This window comes from Paenibacillus radicibacter, from assembly GCF_024721995.1.
Lineage (GTDB): Bacteria > Bacillota > Bacilli > Paenibacillales > NBRC-103111 > Paenibacillus_AM > Paenibacillus_AM radicibacter.
The window spans coordinates 34,716-60,398 of record NZ_JANQBC010000001.1 but is presented as its reverse complement, the minus strand read 5'-3'; the positions used below and the strand labels follow the sequence as shown (position 1 = coordinate 60,398).

The window sequence follows — 25,683 nt, the reverse complement described above, 5'->3', positions numbered from 1 at the left end:
TACTAAGTATTACATGCAATTGGGGGAAGCTGACATTGGTGGAGCGTTATCCGTTTAAACATAATCCGTCGGAATCGTTTATCAAACAGGTAAGCGATTTTGTAGCGGATGTTTTTTATGACATTTTACCGGAAGCGGGATTTGAAGTCCGCGATGAACAGATTTACATGGCTTTTCAACTGGAACGCGCATACGCAGATAAATCAACAATCTTTGCTGAAGCAGGGGTAGGGACAGGGAAGACTCTTGTGTACCTCCTATATGCAATCTGTTATGCACGTTATACAGGTAAGCCTGCGATTATTGCATGTGCGGACGAATCATTGATTGAGCAGCTTGTGAAGCCCGAAGGCGATATCGCGAAGCTCGCTCAGCACTTGAATATGACCATCGATGCACGCCTTGGCAAATCACCCGATCAGTACGTCTGTCTGAACAAGCTTGATGAAGCCAGATTTAGTGATGATGAAGCCGAGGAAGACATCTATCGCGAAATTTACAGTGAATTACCGGCGTTCGTGGGCTCCTATGAAGCCCTACAAACGTTTTATCCATATGGGGATCGGAAAAATTATCCGCACCTAAATGATGAGCTTTGGCGTAAGATCGGATGGGATGCGTTCCAAGACTGTCTCATTTGTGAAAAAAGACATCGTTGCGGTCAGACACTTTCCCGCGAGCATTATCGTCGCTCTGCGGACCTGATCATATGTTCGCATGACTTCTATATGGAACATGTGTGGACGTATGAAGGTCGTAAACGTGAAGGACAGTTGCCATTACTGCCTGATCATAGCTCTGTCGTATTTGATGAAGGTCATTTACTTGAGACAGCAGCACAGAAGGCGCTAACGTATAAACTGAAGCATAACGTATTTGAAGAAATCGTTGTGCGTCTGCTTGAAGGGGAAGTTCGTGAGGAGCTTGCGGTAGCCATTGATGAGGCAATTGCGCATAGCGAACATTTGTTTGGGTTACTGCGTTCAGGCAGTAAAACCGTTACAGGTTCCGATCGTAAAGAGATTGCATACACACCTGAATTATTAGGTGAGGTTAAACGTCTTCGCACGCTCATTTCCAACATTGAAGAAGAGATTGCCCTTGAAGCGGGTATGTTTACATTAGATGATTATCAACTTCGCATTGTAGAAGAACACCTTGAGATGATCGGACTTGCGCTCCGTCTATTCGATAAGGTGGAAGACCTGATTTCTTGGGTATCTGAAGATCAAGATGGATTGACTTTAGTCGTGATGCCGCGGATGGTGAAAGAAGTGCTTGAGGAGCGGGTATTTGCGCAGCGAATGCCAATTGTGTTCTCTTCTGCGACCTTGTCTGTTGACGGAGCATTTAATTACGTGGCAGATAGCTTAGGCATTTCACAATATGAATCCTTTTCGGTCGATTCACCGTATGAGTATGAAGAGCAGATGAAAATGTACGCTCCGAAGTTCGATTCTGAAGATCATTTGACTGAAAAAATGAACCACGCGGTTCAATTATTACAGCGCACGAATGGTCGTGCCCTTCTCTTGTTCCCATCTAGAGAAGAGATGCATGTGTTTAAAACACGTATCAGCCAGTATGATGCTTGTGCGCATATGAAATTCTTTTTCGAGGGAGATCAAGAAATTAGTCACCTGATCTCTGCATTTCAGAATGATGAAGAGAGCATTCTATGTGCAGTGACATTATGGGAAGGTCTCGATATACCTGGCCCGTCACTATCGAATGTGATCATTTGGTCCTTACCGTTTCCTCCGAATGATCCCGTATTTATGGCTAAACGCAAGGCAGTGGAGCAGCCATTTGAACAAGTTGACATGCCATACATGCTGCTTCGCCTTCGTCAAGGAATGGGTCGCTTAATTCGTACACGCGAAGATCAAGGAATCATCACGATCTTAGGTCAAGAGCTGCATAAGGATGAGCACGTCCGTTCTCATGTGATCGAAGTATTGCCAAATGGTGTAAAGTGGGAAGAATCACTTTAAAACTTAGTACCATGTGTTAGACTAACAAGGTTGACCTATAACGAAAAGAAACGAGTCGATTGCAATGACAATTAAAATAATTACAGACGGTTGTGCAGATTTACCATTAGAAATGTTGCAAGAACATGATATTACATTAGTTCCGCTTTATGTTCATTTTGGACATGAGCAGTTCACTTCTAACAACTTGGATTCCAGTTACTTTTATAAGCGTATGAAAACGGAAAAAGAGCTCCCAAAGACGTCCAGTCCTTCTCCATATGAATTTTATCAACGCTACAAAGAAGCAGGTGAGGATGCAGATACACTTGTGTTCTGTACATCTTCCAAGCTTAGCAGTACGTACTGTCACGCTGTAATGGGCAAAGACATGTTGCTTGAAGAAGGCTTTAAAGGCAATATTGAAATCTTTGATACCAAGACAGCTTCTGTCGGCCAAGCTAGGCTTATTATCCGCGCGGCTGAAATGGCGAAAGAAGGATTTTCTTATCAAGAGATTATTTCCGAAATCAATAAGTTAATTGCTGAAAGTAAAATCTTCTTCTGTCTAGAGACGCTTGAGAATGTGATTAAGGGTGGTCGTCTAGACCGTGTACGCGGAACAATTGCTTCCGTTCTTCATATTCGTCTTGTCATGCGTGCAGATGAAGAAGGTAAAGTTGATGTGTACGAGAAAGTTCGCGGAACGAAAAATGCAATGAAACGCTTGATCGAAATTATGGGCGAGAAGAAACATGATCTTGAGAAAAACATTCTTGGTGTTGCACATGGTAATTGTGAAGAGCGCGCTCGCGCATTCGCAGAACAAGTCCTGCAATTATATCCTTTTAAAAAGGTCATTTTCGCGAACATGGGTCCGGTTATCGGTACTTATGGCGGCGAAGGTGCAATCGTCGTGTCGTATTAATTCATATGTAATAAAAAAACTCCTTCTATGATCAGAAGGAGTTTTTGTTATATAATGGGTGGGTAATATTTTGAATAATATATTAATTGGGGGAATGTGAGTGAAAGTAGCTTTTTTAATTATTGATATGCAAATTGAGTGTGTAGATCATGAGCATATTATGCCTTGTGCCATTCAAGCGAGCGAATACATTAACGAAGTATCGGGATATTTCCGCAAGTATGGTTATCCGGTCGTTATCGTTCAGGATTTAGAATTGGAAGGCGGCGCAGAGAATCCGAAGTTTGAATTCATCCCGCAGATCAACATTGAAGAATCGGATATTCGTGTACATAAAGAGTATTCGAATTCCTTCTGGAAGACAGATTTGGAGCAAATTTTACGTGACCAAGGTGTTGAACTTGTAGTTATCGCTGGCTTTGCAGCTGAGTATTGTGCCTTATTTACATACAATGGAGCGCTTGAGCGCGGCTTCAAGACCGTATTCTTGCAAAATGGTGTTGTAGGTAATCATCCTGATAGTGTGACGAAGATCAATCGTGATTATCAAGTGGCATCCTACTCTGTTATTAATATGCTACTTAAGAAATAAGAGAATCCCGATGAATGTATGAAATTTCCACTAGTTAAATAGCTCCATAATTTGTTATAATCCCTTTTATATTTTAGTGTAACGATTGACTCGTATAATTGCGGGAATAGGCCTGCTAGTATCTACCTGATCACCTGAAATGATCGGACTACGAGGAGATGGAGCTTATTTGTCATATACTTGTACGCCGTATTTCTGTCTGCATAGACGGTTATAGGGTTACTTGTTAATGAGAGGCTTGATCTTCTTGGACTGCAATTGCAGCTGCCAGAGGGTTAAGCCTTTTTGTATCCAACCAAATACTTCCTCCTATAAAAGAATCTAGCGTCGTCCATACTAGTCAACGAAACATAAGGGGGAGCATCTATGAAACTATTAAAAGAAAAAGTGTTACAAGAAGGTATTGCGCTCAATGAACAGGTGCTTAAAGTTGACTCATTTATTAACCATCAGATCGACGCGAAACTCATGAAAGAAATCGGACTTGAATTTGCAAGATTGTTTGCAAACGAAAAAGTCACAAAAATTTTAACGATCGAATCCTCTGGTATCCCTCCAGCTTTAATGACGGGACTTGAGATGGATGTCCCTGTTATTTTTGCAAAGAAACATAAATCATTAACGTTAACAGAAGAGTTGATCTCTCAAGAGGTATACTCGTTTACGAAACAAGTCACTAGCAATGTAGCGGTTTCTCGTAAATACTTGAATAGTGAAGACCATGTACTTATTATTGACGACTTCCTAGCAAATGGTGAAGCAGCACTCGGTCTTGCGAAGATCATTGAAAGTGTTGGGGCAAAAGTTGCTGGAATCGGAATTGTGATCGAGAAAGCATTCCAACCCGGTAATGCGAAGCTGCAAGAAGCTGGCTACCGCGTAGAATCCCTTGTGCGTATCAAACAATTAGCTAAGGGCTCAATTACATTCGTTGAAGATGAAGAAGAACAAGGTCAAACCTCTTCGAAAGGAGAGTTGAACTAAGATGCAGCCGAAGAATTCACTCCAGACGCTATCCTTAGGATTACAGCACGTACTTGCAATGTATGCCGGTGCAGTCATTGTACCGCTAATCGTTGGTGCACAACTAGGGTTAACGCAGACTCAACTTACGTATCTCATTGCGATTGACCTCTTAATGTGCGGTGTTGCTACATTGCTGCAAGTGTGGAAAAATCGCTTCTTCGGTATCGGACTTCCCGTTGTGCTCGGTTGTGCCTTTCAAGCGGTAGCACCGATGATCGCTATCGGTAATAAGTACGGCATGCCTGCCATCTATGGTGCTATTATCGCGTCTGGCTTGTTTGTAGCCATCTTCGCAGGCTTCTTCGGTAAATTAATTCGTTTCTTCCCACCTGTTGTTACGGGCTCTGTTGTAACCGTTATTGGGGTAACACTCATTCCAGTAGCGTTAACTGACCTGGGTGGTGGTCATGGTGCAGAGGACTTTGGTAGTCCAGAGAATTTAATGTTAGGTTTCGGCGTTCTACTATTCATCATTCTCATGAATCGCTTTGCTAAAGGTTTCTTGCGTGCTATCTCCATCTTGATCGGCCTTGTACTCGGTACATTCGTTGCATGGTCGATGGGGAAAGTGGATTTACATGATCTGTACGCGGCGGATTGGGTACACGGCATTCAGCCATTCTATTTCGGTACACCGACATTTGAGATTGCACCCATCATAACGATGATCTTAGTTGCAGTCGTGAGTGTTGCGGAATCCACAGGTGTATTCATGGCACTCGGTCGGATATGTGATCGTAAGCTAACTTCAGATGACCTAGCGAAAGGTTATCGTGCTGAGGGACTAGCTATTATGGTTGGCGGTATCTTTAATTCCTTCCCATACACGACTTATTCGCAAAATGTAGGCTTAGTACAGATGAGTAAGATCAAATCACGCCGCGTCATCGTTGCTGCGGGTGTCATTCTTGTCATTCTTGGCTTCGCCCCTAAGATTGCTGCACTGACGACGTTAATCCCAACGTCCGTACTCGGTGGTGCAATGATCGCGATGTTCGGCATGGTGGTATCCTCCGGAATTTCTATGTTGGGTTCACAGGTTGATATGAACCGTCACGAGAACTTGCTCATTATCGCTTGTTCCGTTGCAATGGGTCTAGGCGTAACTGTTGTTCCAGGATTGTTCGCATCTTTACCTACAAGTGTTCAGATCCTTACAGACAACGGCATCGTAGCAGGAAGCTTTACAGCGATTGCCTTGAACTTATTGTTTAACGTATTTGGCAAAAAAGAAGCTGCGGAGCAGCCGAAAGAAACCACTCAAGTAAAAGCAACAGTTGAGGCGGTTAGCTAATCCAGCAATCATAAATTATTCATTATGAGGGGACAGGCATGCGCTTGTCCCTTTTTTTGTCCCATATAAACTTGTCTTTCCTCAAGCTTTTCAGTAACATGATGATATGAACCACTTAATAGGTTGGAAAAGAGGACACAAACACATGCAAATTACAATCCAGCAAGCAGATATGAGCTTTACGAGAGAAGAAGGTTACGTTGGTCACGTAGAGTTTTCCGTAGAAGGACACCCTGCACCTTATGAAATTACACTTCAAAAAAGCAGGAAGGGCAAAGAATGGAATTATGCTTTAAATTATTCCAAAGAGTCCGGCCCTGAAGAAAATATTATGGATGTTGAAGAGGAAATTGAAGAGAATGACGAGCTGTTTGATTTACTCGTAAAAACCGCGTTGGACAAGCTTGAACAAGCTGAAGATTAATATAATCATGTCGTACATAGACGGACCTTTTGCCCTCCAAATAGAGGGAGGAAGGTCTGTTTTATTAGGTGTTTACATGCTTGCCTGTTGTTAATTTTCTCACAGACTCGATAACAATATATTGATATATTCTTTTCTTGTGTAACTACATATTGTATAGATAGACCCATTTTCATACAATAGAAAAGAGGTTATAGATATGGTAATTATCAAGAGAGACGGTACACAAGTACCATTCGAAACGCAGCGAATCATTACTGCAATTGAGAACGCAATGAAAGAAACAGGTAACGTAAATATAGAGCTTTGCAAAGCGATTGCTTCGAGCATTCATACAGTCTTAGAATCTACGGTAGATTCCATTTCCGTTGAACAGATTCAAGATCAGGTAGAGAACGAGTTAATGGCGAGTCCACGCAAGGATGTTGCCAAAGCATACGTCCTGTACCGCCAGAAACGTACCGAGGAGCGAGAGAAACGTTCTCAGTTATTCAATATCGGTAAAGACATTGTCGACACGCGTGACATGGATCTTCTTCGCGAGAATGCGAATTTGAATGGGGAGAGCTTCTCAGGGAAAATGTCCAAGTTTGGTTCCGAGTTCTCCAAGTGGCAAGCCCGATTCGAACTTCCGAAGCAAGTGCTTGAAGCATCTGATCAGAACAAAGTGTACATTCATGACTTGGATCAATACATTCTAGGGACGACAAACTGCATTTTCATTCCTTTCGGCAGGTTGTTACGTGAAGGATTTCACACAAGCAACGGGACGATTCGACCTCCGCAATCAATTATGACAGCGGCAGCGCTTGTCGCGATTATTTTCCAGAATCAACAGAATGCGCAGTACGGTGGGGTAAGCGGCAACATGATCGATCACGATCTAGCACCTTTCGTCGGTAAGTCATTCATCAAGCACTTTAAGAAAGCGCAAAAGTACATCGAGTCTGAGCGAACAGGACTTGAAGTGGAATTAACGAATGTTCACATCGAGAACGAATGGCTCATGACGAATTATCCAAAAGCCTATGAATTTGCTTATATCGAAACAGTGAATGAGACGTACCAAGCGGCAGAGAGTATGATTCACAACTTGAATACGATGAGTAGCCGCGCAGGTGGGCAAATTCCGTTCAGTTCGGTTAACTATGGAACATGTACATCGCCTGAAGGTAGACTTGTAATCTCAGCTCTATTGGACTCCACAATTCGTGGTCTAGGTAATGGGGAGACACCGATCTTCCCGCAGCAAATTTTCAAATGTAAGAATGGTGTTAACACTTCACCTGAAGATCCGAACTATGATTTGTTCTTGAAATCCATCGAGTGCTCGTCCAAGCGCCTGTATCCGAACTTTGCGAACGTAGATGCACCATTTAACTTGCAGTATTATGTGGAAGGCGACCCAGACACCGAGTTTGCAACAATGGGCTGCCGCACACGCAACATCGGAGATCGCTTCGGTTGGAATCATCTATCAGGTAAAGGCAACTTATCATTTAACACCATTAACCTTGTTCGTCTTGGCTTGGAAAATGGGATTTACAGCAATAACCGTACTGCACCTGATGAAGCAGGTTTAAAAGCTGCGCTTATCGAATCGATGGAAGCCGCATTAACAGGACTATTCCACCGATTCGAATTGCAAGCAGTGCAGAAAGCGAAAGCATCCGACTTCATGATGCGTGAAGGTGTATGGAAGGATGGGCGCACACTTCGTCCTCATGATCAAGTTCGAGAGCTGATCAAGCATGGTTCCATTTCCATTGGTTTCATTGGACTTGCAGAGTGCATGAAGGCGATGTATGGCAAGCATCACGGTCAAGATGCAGCTGTATACGAGAAAGCAGTTGAACTAATTCGTGTGATGCGTGAGCATTGCGATAAGTGGGCAGAAGAGCATGACTTGAATGTGACACTATTTGCAACACCGGCAGAAGGTCTTGCAGGTAAGTTCGTTAAATCCGACAACAAGTTATTCGGTACAATTGAAGGGGTAACAGATCGTGAATATTACACGAACTCCTTCCACGTACCGGTGTACTATGACATCTCAGCAGCGAAGAAGATAGAGCTTGAAGCACCATTCCATGAGCTGTGTAACGCGGGAGCGATCTCATATGTGGAGTTAGATGGCAATGCGCGTAATAACTTAGATGCATTCCGCAAAATTGTACAGTATGCACTGCAGCAGAACATTAGCTACTTCTCCGTAAATCATCCGATTGATCGCTGCCCAGCATGCGGTTATGAAGGTGTTATTGGAGATGCTTGCCCGAATTGTGCGGCATCCGAAGCAGATCATACGTTCAGCAGATTGCGCCGCGTAACGGGTTATCTTACAGGTTCCTACACAGAGCGATTCAATTCCGCGAAGCAAGCGGAAGTAAGAGATCGCGTCAAACATTTATGAATCTGTGCGGTTACTATCGGGAAAGCATTAACGAAGGTTTAGGGATTCGATCGGTGATCTTTATTAGCGGCTGCCGTCATCGCTGCAAGGGATGCTTTAATCCGGAATCGTGGAACTTTGAGCTCGGTGAACCTTTTGATGAACGCAAACAATTAGAGATCATTAATGACATTAAACATAATCCGCTTGTAGATGGCATTACATTTTGTGGGGGAGATCCGTTCTTCTCCGCAAGTGAGTTAATCCCATTCGTTCAGCAGTTTCGTCGGGAATGCAGCACGAAAAATGTATGGGCGTATAGTGGTTTCACGTACGAAGAAATCATGGCTGATGAGAAGATGCATGAACTACTCACTCTATGTGATGTGCTAGTTGATGGACGCTTCGAAGAAAAGCAGAAGGACTTGACGTTAGCCTTCCGCGGGAGTCGAAATCAGCGAATCATTGATGTTACCAAAAGCTTGGCTAAAGAACATATTGAATTAGTAGTGTGCTAGTAAAGGATAGAACCCGTGAGAAAGACACTAAACAGGTGTTTGTCTCACGGGTTCTTTGTCATTTGAGCGGTTAAAATTTTTTTAACGAAAAGTGAATTTTACCACTTGACAATATAGGGTAGGGGGGTGTACTATTCGATTGAGGTTAGTTGGTAATTTTCGGAAATTCCTATCGTTTAATGGACGGCCGTGACGTATAGGTGTGAAAGTGAAGAACCGGGGATTTCATGTAGAGGAGTGAATGGAATGTCAACACAAGCACAAAGTTCATCAGGGGCTGACCCAAGACGCTGGAAGGCACTTGCACTGTTATGCCTTGCAAATTTTATGGTAATCATGGATACATCTATTATTGGTGTTGCCTTACCCGCGATAAAGGAAGCTCTGGGATATTCACAAGAAAGCTTGCAGTGGGTGTTTAATGCATATGTGATTTTCTTCGGTGGTTTGTTACTTCTTGGTGGTCGTTTATCTGATCTTTATGGTCAAAAGCGTATGTTCATGTGGGGATTTCTTATCTTGACGGCAGCATCTCTACTTGCAGGTCTCGCATGGAACGATACTGCGCTTAATGTCGGTCGTGCATTACAGGGATTCGGCTCTGCCCTCATTGCTCCATCTGCCTTAACGATTGTGATGATGCTCTTTAGTGGTAATCCGAAGGAACTCGGCAAGGCATTGGGATTCTGGGGAGCTTCTGCTGCTGCAGGTGGATCTGCTGGTGTGTTCTTAGGAGGTGTGATTACGCAATGGCTGAGCTGGGAATGGACGTTCCTCATTAATGTTCCAGTTGGTATTATTGCCTTACTGTTAGCACCTAAGCTTCTTGCGAAGGGAACACGTGGAAAAGGCAGTATTGATATCATCGGTTCCATATTTGTAACAGCAGCATTGGTGCTCGTTGTGTACGGAATTGTCACTGCAGAACAGAACGGATGGGGGGCACCGACGACTATATGGACCCTAATCTCTGGTATCGCATTATTTATTCTCTTCCTCTTTGTGCAAGCCGTTAAGAAAGAACCACTTGTTCCACTTCGAATATTCAAAGTACCCAATCTTGCTGCAGGTAACCTTGCGCTTATCCTGTTATCAGGTGGATGGATTCCACTGTGGTATTTCCTCAATCTCTACATGCAGCAAGTACTTCAATTTTCAGCATTTACAGGTGGGGTAGCCTTACTCCCAATGACCATCCTAATTGCAATCTTTATGATTGTCATCACAGGTAAGTTAATCGCCAAATTAGGCATGAAAGCGAATATTGTGATTGGTCTTCTTGCGCTTGGCGGCTCTATGATCGTGTTCTCCAATTACACACCAGTTGACGGTAATTTTCTTGCGAATGTGCTGCCTGCCTCACTACTCGGAGCGCTTGGCATGTCACTCGCTTACATTCCATCGATGATGGCTGCGATGTCAGGTGCCAAGCCAGAGGAAGCAGGACTTGCATCAGGTTTAGCAAATACGAGCTATCAGATTGGATCAGCTATCAGCTTAGCGATCATGGTTGCGATTGCTGCAACTACAACAGCTTCACAGGCAGGTAGTGACCCTGCGGCAGCACTGAATAGTGGTTTTCAAGCAGCATTCTTATGGGCAGGAATCGTCGCCTTAGCAGGTGCAATAATCGCATTGCTATTCATCCGTTCACCTAAACAAGTCAGCTCCGATATACCGAAAACCATGATGTAAGTGAAAGAACCTCCTTCATGTAATATGCAAGGAGGTTTTTAACTTACTAAAAAGTAAAATATGGTATAATAACCCATATACTCCTATGAGATTATTCTTTTAACACCAAGTAGGGTAGAAAGGGTGATTTATGATTGAATGATTCTAAGCTGTACAATTTGATTTTTCCAGTTTGGTTTCTTATCTTCTTTCCTCCGGTCATATTACTAACAATTGTTGGTAACTTTATTGTAGATTCATTGGTAATCCTTGCGGCTTTCTATGCTTTTGGTTTACGGCAGCATGGACTTGGTCTAGAGCCTTACTATTGGAAAAACATCCTTAAAGTGTGGGGATTCGGATTTCTTGCTGATGTGATTGGAGCAGTATTCCTTTTGGCCGTTCTGATTGGTTCCGAAATGTGGGTTCCTTCGTTAGAGATTGGTGCAGCGATTAGTTGGAATACATATGCACACTGGTTTGGACTTCCTATCATCCTGCTTGCAATGCTCATCTCTTCGATTCTTATTTATTGGTTTAATTATAGATTCACATTTCGATTAACCTTACCGGATAGTGGATTACGCAAGAATATTTGTCTCACACTAGCGATTGTCACCTCACCCTGGACATTCTTGATCCCAACGTCTTGGCTTTATCATTTCTGATTAAAAGATAATAGTAAGAATAGTAAACCAATTCCGCTGGAATGAGTGATTTCCCGCGGGATTGGTTTATTCATGTGCATCGATTGCGAAGTAGAGAGAGGTATTTTTAAAGAAATAGTGGTATGATAAAAATATATCTAATTAATTTATAGCATTAATTTTCTGTGAAGGAGCATGTCTAATGGCTACACATGAGCAAAATTTAGAGAAGTATGCGGAGCTGGTTGTTCGAATCGGTGTAAACATCCAATCCGGACAAGTGCTACATATCGAATCCCCGCTTGAAGCGGTTGAATTGACGCGCCACATTGTGAAGAAAGCTTATCAAGCTGGAGCAAAATATGTGGAAGTATCTTGGAGTGACGATGAAATTACTCGTGCACGTTATGAATATGCATCAGATGAATCCTTCGATTTCTACCCAGAGTGGAGCGCGAAGTCGATGGAGCAGCTTGCAGAATGCGGTGGTGCGCTTCTGAACATTAAAGTACCAAACCCTGAGCTATTCAAAGGAATCGATTCTTCCAAAGTTGTTCGTGCCGGCAACGCAGCGGCAAAAGCGAGAAAGAAATTTTCTCATTATACACGCAATAATGAAATCGCTTGGTGTCTTGTTAAAGCACCTACGAAAGCTTGGGCAGATATCGTATTCGCAGACTTGCCAGAAGAGAAGCGAATCGATACGATGTGGGAGACGATTTTCAAAATGCAGCGCGTCGATCATGATGATCCTGTACAAGCATGGCATGACCACATTGATCGACTCAAAACATTCGAGGATCGCCTCAATGAGAAGAGCTACAAGCGTCTTCACTACCGTGCACCAGGTACGGACTTGTCAGTTGAATTGCCGAAAGGTCATATCTGGAAGAGTGCTGGCGGTGAGAATACAAGAGGGGTTTACTTCGTGGCCAATATGCCAACGGAAGAAGTATATTCCATGCCGCATCGCTTAGGCGTGAATGGTACGGTGACAAGTACGATGCCTCTTAATATGAATGGTCGTATCGTGGACAAGTTCTCTTTGACATTCAAAGAGGGGAAAGTCGTGGAATATACAGCTGAAGTGGGTCAAGAGCATTTGGATTCTCTTTTTGCAACGGATGAAGGGGCGAAACACTTGGGTGAAATTGCACTTGTACCGCATGATTCCCCAATCTCGAACTTGAATCGCATCTTCTATAACACAGGTATTGATGAGAACGCATCTTGCCACTTTGCTGTAGGCAGCGCGTATCCAGTTAATATCGAGAACGGACAGAAGATGACACAAGAAGAGCTACTTGTACATGGTGCAAATGTGAGTTTGACGCATGTCGACTTCATGGTTGGCTGTGCGGAACTTGATATCGAAGGCGAATTCGAAGATGGAACAAAGGAGCCTGTGTTCATTAAAGGAAACTGGGCGTAAGGTAAATGTATGATACTCGTAAGTTCTTGCTTGGCGGGGTTAGAGGTCAGATACAATGGCACACATTGTCTGCATGATACGATTCGCGAGCTGATTGAAGAGAATCAAGTCATCACGGTATGTCCTGAACTACTCGGTGGATTCACAACTCCGAGAGAGCCTGCTGAGATTGTCGGAGGCAACGGCGAAGATGTTCTAGACGGCAAGGCGAAAGTGATCGAGAAGTCAGGTGCGGACGTTACGGAGTTATATGTGAATGGTGCGTATGTGACGTTAAAGAAAGCGCAAGACGTCGAAGCAACCGTCGTTGTGCTGAAGGAATACAGTCCTTCCTGTGGAAGTTCGATGATCTACAACGGAGAATTTATCGGCAAGAAAATGGTTGGGGTAGGCGTTACAACCGCGTTACTTCGAAGAAACGGCATTGAGGTCATTTCAGAAGAAGGACTTGAAGAATACCTTCAACAGTATATCTAATAAAAGAAATGGATAGAGTTCAGATGATGTCTGATACCTCTATCCATTTTTTTCTTTTCACATCAACTCGTTATTAACAGCAGCGATTGATCTTCCCACTATTGTAACGGTCATTGAGTGTGCTCATATAGAATTCTTTCTCTGTCATTGGCTTGGTGTCAGGATGGTGCTCCTGATGGTGAAGCAAATATTTATCATAATCCGGGATATTGAAAATGAACTTCACATTCGTTCTCGTCTGCTTGATCCATTTAGGTAAGTTTCGCATAGGTTTAGGCTCCGAAGTTTGATGGAATATAAGGTGATTCTTGAAGCTGGATTTTTTTCTTTTGTACCAGAATTTTGTACCAAACTCGGAACGATTCGAAAATCATTAGCAGTACGACTACACCGAAGAAGATGGTAAGAACGGCATCAACATAGTTATTCGTCACGATCTGCTGCATGACTTCCATGGTCTTAGCTGGCGCGATGACTTGACCGCTGTCGATACCTGTTTGATATTTCTTAGCTGCTGACAAGAAGCCGATTGCTGGATTGGAAGAGAATGCCTTTTGAAAACCTGCTGTTAGTGTCGTAACTGAAAGGAATACGAATGGAACGATGCCAACCCATGCATAACGGGCTTTGCCCATTTTGATCATAATCGTCGTGGCAACAGCAAGTGCAATTGCAGCTAACATCTGGTTGGAGATTCCGAATAAGGACCACAAGGAGTTAATACCGCCGAACGGATCCATTGCACCTTGATAGAGGAAGTATCCCCATGCTGCACATACGATTACAGAAGCAATAAGGTTGTATGTGAACACTTTAGTCTGAGCAAAGGGTTTATAGAAATTGCCTACAAGTTCTTGGAGCATGAAGCGACCTACACGCGTACCTGCATCAATTGCGGTTAAGATAAAGACAGCTTCGAATAGAATGGCAAAATGATACCAGAACGCTTTAGCACCTGCTAGGAAGGAGGAGAAGATCTCGGCCATACCCACAGCTAGAGTAGGCGCACCGCCAGTACGGGAAAGGATTGATTTTTCTCCAATTTCAGCTGCGGTATGCGTAATTTGATCGGCAGTTAAGCTGAAACCCCAGGATGAGATCTTGGCTGCAACCGCCGAAACATCTGTTCCAATGACAGCAGGTGAGGAATTCATAGCAAAGTAAATACCTGGTTCTAGCGCACAAGCAGCGATGAGTGCCATTACCGCTACAAAAGATTCAGCTACCATCCCGCCATATCCAATAAATCGAGCATGGGATTCACGTTCAATTAATTTAGGTGTTGTACCAGAAGAAATTAGGGAATGGAATCCCGATACAGCTCCGCAAGCAATAGTGATAAATAAGAAAGGGAAGAGGTTGCCTGTGAAGACAGGACCGGTTCCATCAATAAATTTGGTTACAGCAGGCATATGTAGATCTGGCAATGTAATTAAGATCCCGCCGGCAAGTAAGATAATAACGCCAATCTTGAGGAAGGAGCTCAAATAATCACGTGGTGCAAGCAGCACCCAGACAGGTAGTACAGAGGCGATTAAGCCATAAATGACCATCATTATCGCAATCTGAGGAGCAGTAAATGTGAACATGTGAGCAAGGGTAGGGCTTGTGGCAACGTATTGACCCGCCCATAGGGCTATCATGAGAAGAATAAATCCAATAACAGAACCTTCAATAACTTTACCTGGACGAATATAACGCATGTAGAAACCCATCAGGATGGCAATTGGGATCGTCATTGCTATCGTGAACATCCCCCAAGGAGATTCTGCCAACGCTTTAACGACAACAAGTCCTAATACGGCAACGAGAATCACGAGAATAGCTAGGATGGCAATGGAAGCAATGATCCCGCCGAATTTACCGACTTCATCCTTTGCCATCTGACCGAGCGATTTGCCATCTCTACGCATGGATCCAATCAAGGTGATGAAGTCTTGTACACAACCTGCTAACACCGCACCGACTAGAATCCAGAGTATACTCGGTAAATATCCCATCTGAGCAGCTAGGATAGGTCCAACAAGTGGTCCTGCACCTGCAATTGCAGCAAAATGGTGTCCGAATAGAACGAACTTATTCGTCGGAACAAAGTCTTTGCCATCACTATGTACATGAGCTGGAGTAGAACGACTGTCATCAAGCTTATAAATCTTGTTTGCAATAAACTTACTGTAGAATCGATAACCGAATGCATACGTACAGATCGCAGCGATGATCAGCCATGCTGCTGATATGCGCTCGCCACTTGCAAGAGCCAGCATTCCAAAGCCAACAGCACCTAGTGCAGCAATTGCACCCCAAATTACATATGACATCTTTCTGCTTTTCATAACCTCACATCACTCCTTTGTTAAGCGTTTTCATAAGAAGTATAGTGAGTTTTAGATGATAGTTAAATAGCTGTGGCGTATGATGCAATTCTTGAGCACTATGATGTTAAATTTCAAGCTTCAAACGCAACGATTTAATATAATTTCGGCTGACGGGAATGACGTTTTTGCGGGCATCATTCATCATTAAGTTATAAGCACCGTTCACCCACGATTTAAGTTCTGCAACCTTATCCAGATTGACGAGATAGCTTTTATGGCAGCGGAAGAATCCGAACTGTTCGAGTTTATCTTCCAGATCACACAGGTTATAGGACACGGTGTAGGCATTTTCCCGTAAATGTACTTGTACATGTTTACCTTCTTTACTTATGTATACCACGTCAATCGGAGAGACATATTTAATTCCTTCTTCCAGTTCAAGAGCAAGTTTAACCGAGCTGCGAGTCACGATCTGCTGAGGTGGGGGAGTAGTCGAAGCACCCGTATTCACTTGAATTTTACCTAGTTCACGAAAAATCATTTCTACATCTTCTTCATCATAAGGTTTCAGCATGTAGTGAAAGGCACGTAGCTTGAAAGCAGGAATGGCATATTGGTCATAAGCTGTGGAGAAAACGATCTTGAGGTTCGGATTCCACTCACGAATGATTTCGGCGACTTGGAGTCCGTTTAGATCAGGCATGTTCATATCTAGAAACAGGATATCTGGCTTTTGCTCTTTCACTTTCTTAATGGTATCGAGACCATTTATCGCCTGAGTAAGCTTGTCTACTTGTTCATATTGGCTCAGCATGTAGGCGAGTTCTTCTCGAGCTGGTGCTTCATCATCTGCAATTACGATATTTAATCTCATTAATAATCACCTCACCCAGAATGTAATGGTTGTTCCAACATCTTTCTTACTGTCAATTTGAAGTGGATGCTTCTTGCCATAATGATAGGCTAGTCGTTGTTCAATGTTGCGCAAAGCGATACCAGCATGCTCTGCTTGTTCTTCCAACTTGTCTGTGGCCAGACCCACGCCATTATCCTCTACAGTAACGCGCATAAGTCGCTCCTCATCAATGGAATCTTCCTGAATGGAAAGGCGAATTAGGCCCCTGCGTCCAATATTGTGAATCCCATGAACGATGGCGTTCTCAACTAGTGGTTGTATCGTAAAAGGAGGGATCAATCGGTCAAATGTACGTTCATCGATATTCGCTTCAAACTCCAATTGATCGCCGTGGCGTGATTTAATTAAATTCAGATAAGAATGTACAAGCTCGTATTCATCACGTATGGTAATGAGTCGCTGATTACTATGACTCATATTTTTACGTAAAAACTTAGATAAGTGCATGATCATCTGCCTTGCTTCTTCTGGCTTTGTTCGAATGAAGGATTTAACTGTGTTGAGTACATTAAATAGAAAATGCGGGTTCATCTGAGCTTGAAGGGAACGAATCTCAGCATCTGCGAGCAATTGAGCTTGCCGTTCTGATTCCACAAATGCATATTGCTGAGAAAGGAGTTCAGCTAGGGAGTTTAGCATGCGTCTTCGCGAAGGGGCATCAACTTGCTCTCGATCGAAGTAAAGTCGAAACCGTCCTACTGGTTGTTGATTGGAGCTGCCGATCTGAAGATCAACGGCATACTTCGTACGTCTACCTTCTGAGATCCAATTCTGTTCGTCTTTGGTGAAAAATACTCCTGCTGCTCGCATCTCTTGTGCCAGTACTTTTGCAATCTCACGAACAGCACTTGAAAATTCAAGCCGCCAGAGTGGCATCGTCATATCCGCAATTTGCAGTGCTTTGCTTGCATGTTCTGCACCAATGCGGTCTTCTTCACGCTCCATTGTGATGTACAGGACAAAGTATAGTGCGACGCCAACACCATTGGTAAGGATCTGAGGAATACCGATTAGCATCACAAGATTGAACGAACTTTCCCAAGGTCTTGCTAATAAGAGGATGAGCGCCATTTGCAACATTTCCGCAATGATCCCAACAAGAAATGCAATGCGGACAGAATTGGCTTTACGAAACTTTTGCTTAAAGGTATTGCGACATAGTCCTGCGAGTATGCCTTGTAAGATTGGCGCAATCATACAGGGGAGTGCTACAAAACCACCCAGACTATATCGATGAATGCCTGCAGCAAGACCTACGATTAGCCCGCTTTTGGTACCGCCTAGAAGGCCAGCAATAACGACACCAACCGTACGCGAGTTCGCAATGGCGGTAGCCGAATTCACTTCCCCGATCCATGGCGCAGAGCGATAGGAATAGTCGGTAACCGTCACACCCGAATAGGTCGCTAGGATTGCATAGGCTGTAAAAAAGAATAGGAATCGCCATTGATATTTGTTGTCGCCTTGATAGCTCATATAGCTGCGCATCCACCGACTTCGTGAGAAGGCGAAGGCAAGAGCAATCAAGAACCCGATGCGTTCAATCATGTCGACTAGCAGTTGTATCATGTGTGAGGGCTCCTCCAAAACCGAATGTGACTTCAATATTTCTTCCACATTTAGTAAAATCCTTTTTTTATTTTAAAAGAGCAGAGTTATTTGGTGGTATTATTTGTTAAAATAATCCCCATATGGTAGATTCATAATGTATTTTAATATTAGTTTGATAGAGCGTAGGGAGGGTTTTGGAATGACAGTATCAATTGCGAAGAAGGACTACAATTACCATATTTGGGCAAGTAATCGAGTATGGGATCGTATTCAAGAGCTTCCAGAGGAAGTGTACACCCAAGAGATGAAGAGTGTATTCCCAACTGTTGTAAGCGTATTGACTCACCTGTATATCACAGATGCCATGTACCTTAAGGTACTCAATAAAGTGAACTTTCAAGAAATTGTAAGTTTTGTCGAGCAACTTAAAGTAGAGACAACAGCGATCAGCGCTGCTGAACTCCGCTCCAGAAGTGATGAATTAGCAAGTGATTACTTTCATTTTCTAGAATCATACGAGGATTTGAATGCGAAATTTGTATTATCCCATCCACACTTTGGGCAGTTAGATTCAACATTGGCTGAAGTCATCAAACATGTAGTTAATCATGGAACTTACCACCGTGGGAATATTTCGGCTATGTTGCATCAATTGGGATTCTCGGGAGCATCGACTGATTATATTTTTTATGCGTATGAAGTTGGACAAACAGTCAGATGAGACATGTATCACTTAAATAAAATATCGTACTAAATTAAAACCCCCTCTCACTATTGCAGTGAAAGGGGGTTTGTGCTTAACCTCGTAAGTATTGTCTTGGAGGAACACCCTGGTCTGAAGTCGCTTGAATGGCATGTAAGGTCCAGTATGGATCACGAAGCATTCCGCGACCAATTGCAACTAACTCAATTTCATCATCAACCAGTGTTTCTTCAGCAAGCTTAGGAAGATCTAACAATCCAACAGCGATTACTGGCGCATCAATGGCCTGCTTGATTAGCCGAGCAAATTCTACTTGATACCCGGGTGTGTTCGCAGGTTTACGAACTCCGGCAGGTCCTTCACCGCCACTGGAAATATGGAATAGATCCACGCCTGCGTCTTTGTACTTCTTGCACACTTCAATCATATGGTCAATATCATAACCGCCATCCATGTACTCAACGGCAGAGACACGGATAATGAGCGGCATATCTGCTGGCATAACTTCTTTCATCGCACGGATGACTTCAACGCCGAAAGCGGCATAATCTTGACCGTATTTATCATCTCGCTTGTTGCACAGTGGAGAATGGAACTGATGAATTAAGTAACCATGTGCTCCATGAATCTCAATTGTATCAACGCCTGCTTCCACGGCGCGTCGAGCTGCGTCTTGGAACTTTGTTACCATTGCCTCGGTTTCTATTGTAGAGAGTGCACGCGGTGTTTTCCATTTAGGCGTTACAGGAATAGCTGAAGGTGCGACAGGCACTTCAGCATCTTCGGCTTTACGTCCTGCATGGGCGATTTGAATCCCAACTTTACTGCCATACTTATGCGCTTCAGTAATAATCCGCTTGAAAGCAGGTATATGTTCATTTGACCATAAACCAAGATCACGATTGGATATTCGACCATCCGGTTCAACATCTGTCATCTCAATGATAATCAGCCCCGTACCGCCAACTGCTCTAGATACATAATGAACAAAGTGCCAGTCGGTTGGAATCCCATCTTCTGCATCAACCGAATATTGGCACATGGGTGCCATGACGACACGATTTTTTAGTTCCAATCCTTTTAAGGTATATGGGGAATACAAGTGAGCCATCTCTAATCACTCCTAATTGAAATATCATCTGCAAATTTTATCCTCATTATAATCCTAAAGACTTCAACGAAACAATAAAGCTTGTTCTATGAAACTATTTTTTAAAGTCATCGAATGGTTGTCCCAATCATAAAATATAGAGCGGTGATGTCTGAACTAGAGGAGGGTGCGATGGATAAATGTATCCTTGCACATGAAGCTATATCTAAGCTCTCAAGTGGTATCACGATCATGGTTGGGGGATTCGGACTTGTCGGATGCCCGCTTACGTTAGTACGTTCACTTTCAAATTCATCATTGAATCAATTAACGATTATAAGTAATAACCTTGGCGAACCAGGCAAGGGGCTTGGCATGCTTGTTCGCAGTAAGCAAGTTGCGAAGGGAATCGGTTCCTTTTTTACATCAAATCCAGATGTCGTAAAGGCTTACCAAGCGAAGGAACTAGAGATTGAATTACTTCCACAAGGAACACTATCTGAGGCGATTCGTGCAGGTGGTGCTGGGCTTGGAGGTTTCTATACACCGACAGGTGTGGGGACTTTTGGGCAAGGCAAGGAAACGAAGGTTATTCGTGGGAAGACGTACCTTTTCCAACCTTCGATCCGAGCTGATGTCGCGCTCATTAAAGCCTATAAAGCGGATAAACTCGGTAATCTTATCTATCGTAAATCTGCACGTAATTTCAATCCGAATATGGCGACAGCTGCAGACCTTGTAATTGCTGAGGTGGAAGAGATCGTCGAAGTCGGTAGCCTATCACCAGAGGAGATCATAACACCGCATCTATTCGTAGATTACATTTCATTGACTGGAGATGCAGCGGATGGGGGATAAAGAACGCATTGCCTCAAGAGTCGCGCAAGAACTAAGAAGTGGTGACATCGTGAATTTAGGAATTGGGATTCCGACGCTTGTTGTGGATTATTTAGCTGAAGATGTTAACGTATTTATTCATTCGGAGAATGGGATTCTCGGCGTTGGGCCAACACCTTCAGCAGATGAAGTTGATCCTGACCTCGTTAATGCAGGGAAACTGCCAGTGACTGTACTGACAGGAGCAGCTTATTTTGACAGCGCTTCATCGTTTGCCATGATTCGAGGTGGTCATGTGGATGTATCTATACTTGGGGCATTGCAAGTGAATCGTCGTGGGCAGATCGCCAATTGGGCTGTACCGGGAAGTTTGGTGCTAGGTGTTGGTGGTGCGATGGATCTGCTCGAAGGTACGAAGCGAGTTATTGTCGCGACCACGCATTGTACAAAAGAGGGGGCTCCTAAACTTGTTGCAGAAGCGACGTATCCGCTCACCTCATTGCGAAGAGCGGATTTAATCGTAACAGAACTTGCCATATTTGAAGTGGATGATGATGGACTTACCTTGATTGAAGTCGCACCGGATATAACACTCGAGGAACTCCAGAAGAAGACGGATGCGCCATTTCAGATTCGAGGTGAACTATGGTAGCAAGCAGCGACGGCATGAATCATGTCTTTCATCGCGACTTCAACCGAGATTATCCCCTTATTGCTTATGGTGAAGGGATCTACCTAGTTGATAAGAAAGGGAAACGTTATATGGACGCTTCCTCTGGTGCGATTGCAGCCAACTTGGGGCATGGAGTGACCGAGATTGGAGAGGCAATGGCAGCTCAAGCGAAACAAGCTGGATTCGTACATACACTGCGATTCGAGACGGAAGTGCAGCATGAACTGGCTCAAGCAATAAGCCAATTGGCACCTCGAACGCTGAATCACGTGTATTTTACCTCAACAGGATCAGAGGCGAATGAAAGTGCAATCAAATTCGCAATTCAATACCACCGAGACCGAGGTAATTCTAGCAAAACGATCACGATCGGGCGCTGGCAATCTTATCACGGGAATACGATGGGTTCGCTGTCTGCAGGTGGAGATGTGTTGCGTCGTACCCCTTACCTTGCGAATCTGATGCAAACCGAGCATGTACATTCTCCTTATTGCCATCGCTGCCCGTATCAGCGTCATTTTGACCAATGTAAGGTGAAGGAACAGCTTGACTGTGTGGAAGAGGTTGAGCGTTTGATCCAAGAGATTGGGCCGGAGAACGTGGCATCTTTTATATGTGAACCGATTATCGGCAGTCAACAAGGGGCGGTTGTACCGCCAGATTCATACCTGAGTCAAGTAAGAGCACTATGTGATCGATACGACATCCTACTAATCATAGATGAAGTCATGACGGGTTTCGGGCGTACAGGACATCATTTTGCAATCGAAGCGTTTAAGATCGAACCTGACATCATAACGTTTGGTAAAGGAGTCTCAGGTGGTTATGCGCCACTTGCTGGCATGATCGTATCGGATCGCTTAGTTGATAGTTTGAAAAAATATGGTAAAGGTAAGTTCATCCATGGTTCTACGTTTAGTGGTCATCCAGTCAGTCTAGCAGCAGGTAGAGCGGCACTTCGATACTACAAGCGACATCGACTCTTGGACAATAGTAAGAAACAAGGTGCTTATCTGCTTCATAAGCTGCATGGGTTACGAGATAAGCATAGAACAATCGGAAACATTCGTGGTCGTGGATTGCTTATTGGATTTGAGATGATGAGGGATAGGCATACGGATACATTCTATGAACCTACTGATCGGGCAGCAGAGCAATTGAATCAAATTGCGATGAGGCTTGGGGTCATCTTTTATCCAGGATCAGGGACACTTGATGGAATACGAGGCGATCATTTGTTGATCGGTCCGCCTTTAACAATTAATGAGACTGAGGTAGATGAACTGGTGTATCGTCTCAGTCTTGCATTGGTCTTATTTGAACAAGAATAAGAATGAAGCTAGCTAATGAAATGAGGTGGCAAGCATACAATGACAGAACACGTAGAGAAGAAGAGTGAAATTCGAGAACTTGCAGTGAAGCATTTATCTCCAGTGATGACTAGGATTACAGACCTCGTTGTTACAAAGGCACAAGGGGCAAAGTTCTGGACAGAAGATGGGGTAGAATACATTGATTTTGTTTCAGGTGTCGCAGTGAACGCTGTTGGTCATGCGCATCCTGCAGTCGTCAAAGCGATTCATGAGCAGTCTAGCAATATGATTCATCTCGGACTGAACTATGGATATTACGAAAGTGCAGTTCGCTTAGCACAGAAACTTGCAGCGATTACGCCAGGTAATCTAGATACCGTGTTCTTCAGTAATTCAGGTGCTGAAGCGATAGATGGTGCAATTAAGCTTGCCCGTGCAGTGACGAAACGTCCGAATATTATTGCATTCGAAGGCTCGTTCCATGGTAGAACGCTGGGTGCTACATCCCTTACAGCATCTAGTTCGAAGTATAGGAAGTATTATGAACCGCTTGTCGGTGGGGTTTATCACGTACCATATCCGTACCAAAGACAATTGCCGTGTCAATCGGAAGAAGATACGACCGAGTACTGCTTGAATCGATTAACGAAGTTGTTTGAGTTAATTGTTGATCCAACACAAGTAGCTGCGATCATCATCGAACCTGTTATGGGGGAAGGCGGATATGTGCCTGCGCCTGCGGCTTTTTTACAGCAATTGCGGAAGATTGCGGATGACAATGGTATTCTGCTTATTTTTGACGAGGTTCAGACAGGGTTTGGTCGTACTGGGACAATGTTTGCAAGCGAACATGCTGGCGTTGTGCCTGATGTGCTTGTATTAGCGAAAGCATTAGCTTCAGGGCTACCTCTTGGAGCGATTGTCGCAAATCGTGATCTCCATGATAAATGGCAGACTGGCACACATGGATCTACTTTTGGTGGAAACCCTGTCGCTTGTGCTGCTGCACTTGCCAGTATTCAAGTGATTGAACAAGAAGGGCTTGTCGAGCGCTCTGAACGAGTAGGTAACCAAATCGTAGAACGTTTGAAGCTCGAGCTTGGTGACTTACCATCCGTTGCTGAAATTCGTGGTGTAGGAATGATGATCGGAATTGAATTCCAAGATGAGCAGGTTAAACCTGGTACAGCAATCGTATCTCGTATTCGAGAGGAAGCCTTGAAGCAGCAATTGCTTGTTACGAGTTGTGGGGTGTATGGACAGACGATTCGCTTAATGCTGCCACTGAATATCGATGACAATGTACTCGATCAAGGGTTAACCATTCTGAAACAATCTATATTTAATGCTATTAAATAATTGGATAACAGCCGTTATCACAGTAATATTCGATCACTAAATACTTGTTAAATGAAGAGGTGTCAATAATGGCGAATCTGGAGTACGTCGGCAATTATATTAATGGGGAATGGAGATTACCTGTTGATCGAGAGGTGTTTAATAGCGTTAATCCTTCAACTTCTGAAGTGTTAGGTGCTATTGTCTTGTCTAATTCAACAGATGTAGATGAGGCTGTGAGCGCAGCGAAACAGTCCTTTCGTGCATGGCGACTTGTACCCGCTCCAAAGCGTGCAGATTACTTGTGGCTGCTCGCTGAGCGTGTGCAAGAACGACGTGACGAACTAGCAAAGCTGATGACCCTTGAGATGGGAAAAGTAATATCAGAATCCTACGGCGAAGTCGATGTTGTTATTCAATTTTGCAAATATATGGCGGGTGAGGGGAGACGGATGTACGGTCAGACCGTTCCTGCTGGCTCGCCTGATCGGATGATTATGACAGTACGCGAACCAGTGGGTGTCGTCGCTTGTATTACCCCATGGAACTTCCCTCTCTCACTGGCCGCTTACAAAATGTGCACCGCACTTGTCGCAGGCAATTCGATCGTCTGGAAACCTGCTTCAGATGTGGCGCTGTGTGCGAAACTTTTTACGGAAATAATCGATTCGTGCGATTTGCCGGCAGGCGTGATTAACACCGTATTCGGTTCAGGAAGTACTGTAGGTTCACAACTAGCCGAACACCCAGACGTATCGGTAATTGTTTTTACAGGTTCAACAGAAGTGGGGAAGAAGCTCGCTAAACAAGCTGGTTATCATCTGAAAAGGATTGCACTCGAACTCGGCGGTAAGAACGCCGTCATCGTTCTCGCAGATGCCGATCTCGACCTTGCTGCCGCAGGTATCGTTCGCTCGGCATACGCCACATCGGGACAGCGCTGCACCGCAGCGAGTCGAGTCATTGTTGAAGCTTCGGTTCAGCAAGCGCTTGAACAGCGTATCGTTGCATTAACGAGGAAGTTACAAATTGGCAATGGACTCGATGCTGATGTTCATGTCGGATCACTTGCGAACAATAGCCAACTTGCAACCGTTCAGCGTTATGTCAAGATTGCGCAGGATGAAGGTGGACATATACTTTGTGGGGGGCATCGTCTTGTGATGGAGCCGTGGCAAACGCAAGGATTGTATTATTCGCCAACTGTAATTACAGATGTACAAAGGCATCACCGAATTGCTCAAGAGGAAGTATTCGGTCCTGTACTTGCAATCATCACCGCACAAGATTACGAAGATGCAGTCGCGATCAATAACGAATCCGTATATGGCTTATCCAGCTCCATCTACACGAATAGTCTTCACTATGCCAATCGTGCTGCCCGAGATTTGGAATCAGGACTTGTATATATCAACAACGGTACATCTAATGCAGAGATTGGACTCGCATTTGGCGGACTAAAGCAATCAGGTAACGGACATCGGGAAGTAGCTTATCAGGCGTTCGATGTCATGACGGAGTGGAAGACGGTGTACACAAATTATTAACGTCATTAATCATTAAACTTGAA

23 protein-coding genes and 1 riboswitch are annotated in these 25,683 nt (G+C 43.9%); of the genes, 18 read left to right on the top strand and 5 right to left on the bottom strand.

The features are described from left to right. Window positions 1-38: 38 nt before the first annotated feature. From NV379_RS00255 to NV379_RS00200, 12 genes are all read left to right on the top strand, one after another. A complete protein-coding gene (locus tag NV379_RS00255; protein ID WP_258206182.1) occupies window positions 39-1,994 on the top strand; it encodes an ATP-dependent DNA helicase in 1,956 nt (651 codons plus the stop codon). Between the two features lie 64 nt (window positions 1,995-2,058). Then, entirely contained in the window at window positions 2,059-2,901 is an 843-nt protein-coding gene (locus tag NV379_RS00250) for a DegV family protein (protein WP_258205256.1), read from the top strand. 100 nt (window positions 2,902-3,001) lie between these two features. After that, window positions 3,002-3,493: a cysteine hydrolase family protein gene (locus NV379_RS00245; protein ID WP_258205255.1), complete on the top strand. Its 492-nt coding sequence runs from the start codon at window positions 3,002-3,004 to the stop codon at window positions 3,491-3,493. Window positions 3,494-3,563: 70 nt separating this feature from the next. Next, window positions 3,564-3,664, top strand: a riboswitch (purine riboswitch). A 195-nt stretch (window positions 3,665-3,859) separates the two neighbouring features. Beyond that, window positions 3,860-4,477 carry a xanthine phosphoribosyltransferase gene (locus tag NV379_RS00240; RefSeq protein ID WP_258205254.1) on the top strand — a complete coding sequence of 206 codons (618 nt, stop codon included), beginning with the start codon at window positions 3,860-3,862 and terminating at the stop codon, window positions 4,475-4,477. 1 nt (window position 4,478) lies between these two features. After that, window positions 4,479-5,813: a nucleobase:cation symporter-2 family protein gene (locus tag NV379_RS00235; RefSeq protein ID WP_258205253.1), complete on the top strand. Its 1,335-nt coding sequence runs from the start codon at window positions 4,479-4,481 to the stop codon at window positions 5,811-5,813. Between the two features lie 145 nt (window positions 5,814-5,958). Beyond that, a complete protein-coding gene (locus NV379_RS00230; protein ID WP_258205252.1) occupies window positions 5,959-6,237 on the top strand; it encodes a hypothetical protein in 279 nt (92 codons plus the stop codon). A gap of 199 nt (window positions 6,238-6,436) precedes the next feature. After that, the gene (locus NV379_RS00225; protein ID WP_258205251.1) at window positions 6,437-8,650 is read left to right on the top strand and encodes an anaerobic ribonucleoside triphosphate reductase; all 2,214 of its coding nucleotides are present in this window, start codon (window positions 6,437-6,439) and stop codon (window positions 8,648-8,650) included. After that, window positions 8,647-9,147, top strand: a complete 501-nt coding sequence (nrdG, locus tag NV379_RS00220) for an anaerobic ribonucleoside-triphosphate reductase activating protein (RefSeq protein ID WP_258205250.1) — start codon at window positions 8,647-8,649, stop codon at window positions 9,145-9,147. The genes NV379_RS00225 and nrdG overlap by 4 nt, the downstream gene beginning before the upstream one ends. 246 nt (window positions 9,148-9,393) lie before the next feature. After that, window positions 9,394-10,842 (top strand): MFS transporter, encoded by a 1,449-nt coding sequence (locus NV379_RS00215; protein ID WP_258205249.1) that lies wholly within the window; start codon window positions 9,394-9,396, stop codon window positions 10,840-10,842. A gap of 134 nt (window positions 10,843-10,976) precedes the next feature. Beyond that, window positions 10,977-11,489, top strand: a complete 513-nt coding sequence (locus tag NV379_RS00210) for a hypothetical protein (RefSeq protein ID WP_258205248.1) — start codon at window positions 10,977-10,979, stop codon at window positions 11,487-11,489. A gap of 181 nt (window positions 11,490-11,670) precedes the next feature. Beyond that, window positions 11,671-12,900 (top strand): aminopeptidase, encoded by a 1,230-nt coding sequence (locus tag NV379_RS00205; RefSeq protein WP_258205247.1) that lies wholly within the window; start codon window positions 11,671-11,673, stop codon window positions 12,898-12,900. 9 nt (window positions 12,901-12,909) lie between these two features. Further along, window positions 12,910-13,377: a 2-thiouracil desulfurase family protein gene (locus tag NV379_RS00200; RefSeq protein ID WP_258205246.1), complete on the top strand. Its 468-nt coding sequence runs from the start codon at window positions 12,910-12,912 to the stop codon at window positions 13,375-13,377. A 73-nt stretch (window positions 13,378-13,450) separates the two neighbouring features. Here the strand turns inward: NV379_RS00200 and NV379_RS00195 are convergent, their stop codons facing one another. From NV379_RS00195 to NV379_RS00180, 4 genes are all read right to left on the bottom strand, one after another. Continuing rightward, window positions 13,451-13,645, bottom strand: a complete 195-nt coding sequence (locus NV379_RS00195) for a YbdD/YjiX family protein (RefSeq protein WP_258205245.1) — start codon at window positions 13,643-13,645, stop codon at window positions 13,451-13,453. A 4-nt stretch (window positions 13,646-13,649) separates the two neighbouring features. Next, on the bottom strand, window positions 13,650-15,710 hold the full coding sequence (locus tag NV379_RS00190; RefSeq protein ID WP_258205244.1) for a carbon starvation CstA family protein: 2,061 nt from the start codon (window positions 15,708-15,710) through the stop codon (window positions 13,650-13,652). 106 nt (window positions 15,711-15,816) lie between these two features. Then, complete coding sequence (locus NV379_RS00185) at window positions 15,817-16,566, bottom strand: LytR/AlgR family response regulator transcription factor (RefSeq protein WP_258205243.1); 750 nt, start codon at window positions 16,564-16,566, stop codon at window positions 15,817-15,819. A gap of 6 nt (window positions 16,567-16,572) precedes the next feature. Beyond that, window positions 16,573-18,177, bottom strand: a complete 1,605-nt coding sequence (locus tag NV379_RS00180; RefSeq protein ID WP_258205242.1) for a LytS/YhcK type 5TM receptor domain-containing protein — start codon at window positions 18,175-18,177, stop codon at window positions 16,573-16,575. 181 nt (window positions 18,178-18,358) lie between these two features. Here NV379_RS00180 and NV379_RS00175 point away from each other — a divergent pair, with 181 nt between their 5' ends. Continuing rightward, the gene (locus tag NV379_RS00175) at window positions 18,359-18,880 is read left to right on the top strand and encodes a DinB family protein (protein ID WP_258205241.1); all 522 of its coding nucleotides are present in this window, start codon (window positions 18,359-18,361) and stop codon (window positions 18,878-18,880) included. Window positions 18,881-18,956: 76 nt separating this feature from the next. Here NV379_RS00175 and NV379_RS00170 read toward each other — a convergent pair whose 3' ends face one another. Then, a complete protein-coding gene (locus NV379_RS00170; protein WP_258205240.1) occupies window positions 18,957-19,973 on the bottom strand; it encodes an NADH:flavin oxidoreductase/NADH oxidase in 1,017 nt (338 codons plus the stop codon). Window positions 19,974-20,144: 171 nt separating this feature from the next. Here NV379_RS00170 and NV379_RS00165 point away from each other — a divergent pair, with 171 nt between their 5' ends. The 5 genes from NV379_RS00165 (at window position 20,145) to NV379_RS00145 (ending at window position 25,660) form a co-directional block, all read left to right on the top strand. Then, window positions 20,145-20,810: a CoA transferase subunit A gene (locus NV379_RS00165; RefSeq protein ID WP_258205239.1), complete on the top strand. Its 666-nt coding sequence runs from the start codon at window positions 20,145-20,147 to the stop codon at window positions 20,808-20,810. Then, window positions 20,800-21,441 carry a 3-oxoacid CoA-transferase subunit B gene (locus NV379_RS00160; RefSeq protein ID WP_258205238.1) on the top strand — a complete coding sequence of 214 codons (642 nt, stop codon included), beginning with the start codon at window positions 20,800-20,802 and terminating at the stop codon, window positions 21,439-21,441. Before NV379_RS00165 ends, NV379_RS00160 begins: the two co-directional genes overlap by 11 nt. Then, window positions 21,435-22,793, top strand: coding sequence for an aminotransferase family protein (locus NV379_RS00155; protein WP_258205237.1), 1,359 nt, complete (start codon window positions 21,435-21,437; stop codon window positions 22,791-22,793). The genes NV379_RS00160 and NV379_RS00155 overlap by 7 nt, the downstream gene beginning before the upstream one ends. 39 nt (window positions 22,794-22,832) lie before the next feature. Next, window positions 22,833-24,134, top strand: coding sequence for an aspartate aminotransferase family protein (locus tag NV379_RS00150; RefSeq protein ID WP_258205236.1), 1,302 nt, complete (start codon window positions 22,833-22,835; stop codon window positions 24,132-24,134). Window positions 24,135-24,202: 68 nt separating this feature from the next. Further along, window positions 24,203-25,660 (top strand): aldehyde dehydrogenase family protein, encoded by a 1,458-nt coding sequence (locus tag NV379_RS00145; RefSeq protein WP_258205235.1) that lies wholly within the window; start codon window positions 24,203-24,205, stop codon window positions 25,658-25,660. Window positions 25,661-25,683 lie beyond the last annotated feature (23 nt).

Excerpts from the sequence above, each read along its gene's own strand:
- NV379_RS00250 (WP_258205256.1), top strand. The coding sequence starts at position 2,059 with ATGACAATTAAAATAATTACAGACGGTTGTGCAGATTTACCATTAGAA.
- NV379_RS00240 (WP_258205254.1), top strand. The coding sequence starts at position 3,860 with ATGAAACTATTAAAAGAAAAAGTGTTACAAGAAGGTATTGCGCTCAAT.
- NV379_RS00235 (WP_258205253.1), top strand. The coding sequence starts at position 4,479 with ATGCAGCCGAAGAATTCACTCCAGACGCTATCCTTAGGATTACAGCAC.
- NV379_RS00230 (WP_258205252.1), top strand. The coding sequence starts at position 5,959 with ATGCAAATTACAATCCAGCAAGCAGATATGAGCTTTACGAGAGAAGAA.
- NV379_RS00225 (WP_258205251.1), top strand. The coding sequence starts at position 6,437 with ATGGTAATTATCAAGAGAGACGGTACACAAGTACCATTCGAAACGCAG.
- nrdG (WP_258205250.1), top strand. The coding sequence starts at position 8,647 with ATGAATCTGTGCGGTTACTATCGGGAAAGCATTAACGAAGGTTTAGGG.
- NV379_RS00215 (WP_258205249.1), top strand. The coding sequence starts at position 9,394 with ATGTCAACACAAGCACAAAGTTCATCAGGGGCTGACCCAAGACGCTGG.
- NV379_RS00205 (WP_258205247.1), top strand. The coding sequence starts at position 11,671 with ATGGCTACACATGAGCAAAATTTAGAGAAGTATGCGGAGCTGGTTGTT.
- NV379_RS00200 (WP_258205246.1), top strand. The coding sequence starts at position 12,910 with ATGATACTCGTAAGTTCTTGCTTGGCGGGGTTAGAGGTCAGATACAAT.
- NV379_RS00195 (WP_258205245.1), bottom strand. The coding sequence starts at position 13,645 with ATGCGAAACTTACCTAAATGGATCAAGCAGACGAGAACGAATGTGAAG.
- NV379_RS00190 (WP_258205244.1), bottom strand. The coding sequence starts at position 15,710 with ATGAAAAGCAGAAAGATGTCATATGTAATTTGGGGTGCAATTGCTGCA.
- NV379_RS00185 (WP_258205243.1), bottom strand. The coding sequence starts at position 16,566 with ATGAGATTAAATATCGTAATTGCAGATGATGAAGCACCAGCTCGAGAA.
- NV379_RS00180 (WP_258205242.1), bottom strand. The coding sequence starts at position 18,177 with ATGATACAACTGCTAGTCGACATGATTGAACGCATCGGGTTCTTGATT.
- NV379_RS00175 (WP_258205241.1), top strand. The coding sequence starts at position 18,359 with ATGACAGTATCAATTGCGAAGAAGGACTACAATTACCATATTTGGGCA.
- NV379_RS00170 (WP_258205240.1), bottom strand. The coding sequence starts at position 19,973 with ATGGCTCACTTGTATTCCCCATATACCTTAAAAGGATTGGAACTAAAA.
- NV379_RS00165 (WP_258205239.1), top strand. The coding sequence starts at position 20,145 with ATGGATAAATGTATCCTTGCACATGAAGCTATATCTAAGCTCTCAAGT.
- NV379_RS00160 (WP_258205238.1), top strand. The coding sequence starts at position 20,800 with ATGGGGGATAAAGAACGCATTGCCTCAAGAGTCGCGCAAGAACTAAGA.
- NV379_RS00155 (WP_258205237.1), top strand. The coding sequence starts at position 21,435 with ATGGTAGCAAGCAGCGACGGCATGAATCATGTCTTTCATCGCGACTTC.
- NV379_RS00150 (WP_258205236.1), top strand. The coding sequence starts at position 22,833 with ATGACAGAACACGTAGAGAAGAAGAGTGAAATTCGAGAACTTGCAGTG.
- NV379_RS00145 (WP_258205235.1), top strand. The coding sequence starts at position 24,203 with ATGGCGAATCTGGAGTACGTCGGCAATTATATTAATGGGGAATGGAGA.